General features: G+C 49.3%; 2 protein-coding genes and 1 pseudogene. All 3 read right to left on the bottom strand.

Features of this window, described 5'->3' with window-relative positions; translation table 11 throughout:
• Nucleotides 1-218, bottom strand: a pseudogene (locus AKG43_RS12905) (IS5/IS1182 family transposase); the annotation flags it as partial.
• A gap of 250 nt (nucleotides 219-468) precedes the next feature.
• Nucleotides 469-804, bottom strand: a complete 336-nt coding sequence (locus AKG43_RS11735; protein ID WP_156300678.1) for an IS3 family transposase — start codon at nucleotides 802-804, stop codon at nucleotides 469-471.
• Between the two features lie 18 nt (nucleotides 805-822).
• Nucleotides 823-3,438: a bifunctional acetaldehyde-CoA/alcohol dehydrogenase gene (adhE, locus tag AKG43_RS11740; protein WP_054617457.1), complete on the bottom strand. Its 2,616-nt coding sequence runs from the start codon at nucleotides 3,436-3,438 to the stop codon at nucleotides 823-825.
• Nucleotides 3,439-3,660: the final 222 nt, after the last annotated feature.

Genomic DNA, 3,660 nt, shown 5'->3' on the forward strand with positions numbered 1-3,660 from the left:
GAGAGGCTGTGCCATTGGCCGAGCAGGACGGCTTTGAACATGGAGAGCAAAGGATAGGCGGGACGGCCGCCGTTGTCGCGCACGTAGCGGGTTTTGCGGCCGGCGAGGTATTGTTCGATGGGTGTCCGGTCAAGAATACGGTCGAGTTTGATGAGGGGGAAGCGGTCGAGATGTTTTTCGATGTGGTTGAGGGCGTCGGTGTGTAAAAAGCTGCTCATGAACAAAATCCTCTAAATTCCCGGAGTTTGATGTGAGTGGGAATTTAGAGGATTTTTGAGGGTTTTGCAAAGGTCTCAGGCTGAATCATTGGCTAAGATAAAGTACTTGGTTATGAAATGCGAAGTGTTTTATTCTTGAATCTTTTTAATCTCTACTATTTAGTTGTTGCACTTAAAATTCGATTTTAGAGGAGGCCGTCTGAAAGTTTATGAACTGTTCCCCAATCCTTGGACAAGTTAAGAATGTTTCTCAAACAGCCTCTTCAAGCTGGGTTCTGTAGGCCACAGGGATCAGCTTTTTTAAGTTTAAACTAATGCGTTCATGATTGTAGTAATGGATGTAATCATTGATCACCGTTGTCAGCTCTGCCACCGATAGCACACCTTCTTCATAAAAGCTTTCCGTTTTCAATGTGCCGAAGAAACTCTCGATCGGCGCATTGTCCCGGCAGTTGCCTTTGCGCGACATGCTTTGCACAATCCCGTTCTCAGCCGATTTCGCCCGATAAGCACCGGTTCGATACAGCACGCCTTGAGTGGAATACAGCAGTGGCGTTGCCCCTTTCAGACAGCCTCTGTTTAACATGTATCAATATTGTTCTGATTATTCTCCGTAATAAGCCTTAGTCAAGATTTCTTCCATATCGGCCACCATCGGTAGGCGCGGATTGGCGGGAGAACATTGGTCTTCGTAAGCCATCATCGCCAACTCTTTGCGGGCAGCCATAAAGGCTTTTTCATCAATACCTTGTTCTTTAAACGACATATTGATGCCCACTTTGCGTGCCAACTCGTCGCAGGCTTTGGCGAAAGATTCCACGCCTTCGGTCGGAGTGCTGCAAGGCAAGCCGAGGGTACGGGCGATTTCTTGGTATTTCACGTCGGCTTTGTAGTGGTTATATTTCGGCCAAGTGGCGGTTTTCTGCGGACGTGTGCCGTTGTAACGGATCACATGCGGCATCAGAATCGCGTTGGTACGGCCGTGCGGCGTGTGGAATTTGCCGCCGATTTTGTGCGCTAATGAGTGGTTCATCCCCAAAAACGCGTTGGCAAACGCCATACCCGCAATGGTCGAGGCATTGTGCATGCGCTCGCGGGCTTCGGGGTCTTTGGCACCGTATTTGTACGAACGCTCCAAGAATTCGAACACCAGCTTGATGGCCTGCAATGCCAAACCGTCGGTAAAGTCGTTAGCCAACACGGAAACATAGGCTTCTACGGCGTGGGTCAATACGTCCAAACCGGTATCGGCGGTAACGTGCGCGGGCACGGTCATGGTAAATGCGGGGTCTACGATCGCAATGGTCGGAGTGAGTGAGTAGTCGGCAATCGGGTATTTTTTGTCGCCGTCGCTGATTACGGTAAACGGAGTAACTTCCGAACCGGTGCCCGAAGTCGTCGGAATGCCGATGAATTTGGCTTTACGACCCAATTCGGGGAAGCGGAAGGCACGTTTGCGGATATCCATGAATTTTTGCACCAAATCTTCAAATTCGACTTGGGGCTGCTCGTAAAACAGCCACATGGCTTTGGCCGCGTCCATAGCCGAACCGCCGCCCAATGCGATAATGGTATCGGGCTGGAAGCTGCGCATCAGATCGGTGCCTTTGTATACGGTTTGCACGCTGGGATCGGGCTCGACATCGGTAAACAACTGTACGGTTACTTTGTTTTTACGCAAGTGCAATTGATGGGTTACTTTATCGACAAAGCCCAAATCCACCATAGAGCGGTCGGTAACGATCATCACTTTTTCGCACTCTTTCATATCTTGCAGATATTGGATGGAGTCGCGTTCAAAATAAATTTTGGCGGGCACTTTAAACCATTGCATGTTGTTTCTCCGACGGCCTATTTTTTTGATGTTCAACAGATTGACGGCGCTGACGTTGTTGCCGACCGAGTTTTTGCCGTAAGAGCCGCAACCGAGCGTCAGAGAGGGCAGGAAAGCGTTGTACACGTCGCCGATGCCGCCGAAAGTCGAAGGAGAATTCCAAATAACGCGGATGGCTTTCACGCGCGCGCCGAATTCTTTAACCAAATCCCTGTCGGCCGTGTGAATGGCGGCGGAGTGGCCCAAACCGTCGAATTCCACCATTTGCTCGGAAAGTTTCAAGCCTTCTTCGCTACTGGTTGCTTTCAAAAGAGCCAGCACGGGAGAAAGTTTTTCGCGGGTAAGCGGTTCTTTGGGGCCCACTTCGCGGCATTCCGCCATCAGGATATTGGTTTTTTCAGGCACGCTGAAACCGGCTTGCTCGGCAATCCATGCGGCGGATTTGCCCACCACGGCGGAGTTCAATTTGGCCAAGCTGCAATTTTTACTGTCGGCTTTCACACCGAAAATAAAGTCTTCCAACAGCGCTTTTTCTTTTTTGTTGACAACATAAACGCCGTAAGACTTCATCTCGGCAACCAGCTCGTCGTAAATTTCCTTATCTGCGATTACCGCCTGTTCACTGGCGCAAATCATGCCGTTATCAAATGCTTTCGACATCACAATATCGTGTGCCGCCTGCCGGATGTCAGCGGATTTTTCCACATAAGCCGGCACGTTGCCTGCACCCACACCGAGTGCAGGTTTTCCGCAGGAATAAGCCGCTTCCACCATCGCATTGCCGCCGGTAGCCAGGATAGTGGCGATACCCGGATGCTTCATCAAGGCGCTGGTGCCTTCCACCGACGGTTTTTCAATCCATTGGATACAGTTTTCAGGCGCGCCCGCCGCCACCGCCGCATCACGCACGATTTGCGCCGCATGTGCGGAACATTGTTGGGCGGAAGGGTGGAAAGAGAATACGACCGGATTGCGGGTTTTCAACGCAATCAAGGCTTTGAAAATAGTGGTGGAAGTAGGATTGGTCGTCGGCACGATACCGCACACCACACCAACCGGATCGGCGATTTCGGTAATACCCGTTACATCGTCTTCGCTGATGACTCCCACGGTTTTCAAATCGCGCAGGCGGCGCACTACGTTTTCGCAGGCAAACAGGTTTTTAGTGGCTTTGTCTTCAAATATTCCGCGGCCGGTTTCTTCCACCGCATGCCTGGCAAGCTCGCCGTGTTTGGCCAACGCCGCAATCGATGCTTTGGCAACGATATAATCGATTTGTTCTTGATTTAATGCACGGAATGCATCCAATGCAACCAGTCCTTTTTCAACCAGGCTGTTCACCTCGGCCACAGCAGGGCTGACATTGTTCTCGGCAGATACGTTCATGTGCTTCTCCAGACAGATAAGTAATAAATTTTCTATGAGTTGATTATAGGTAGTTTTATTACAATAATTTTTGACCCAAGTCATAAAGAAACTATTTCGTTGGATATGTTGCTCTAAAAATCACATTCCGTTAGATATAACGTATTAAAAATACTCATTAATATATATTTGCTTTATCTTAAAAAAATCTAAATCTGACGAAGATCTTACACGTTTAGATTT

This window comes from Neisseria sp. 74A18, from assembly GCF_001308005.1.
GTDB classification, from domain to species: domain Bacteria; phylum Pseudomonadota; class Gammaproteobacteria; order Burkholderiales; family Neisseriaceae; genus Neisseria; species Neisseria dumasiana.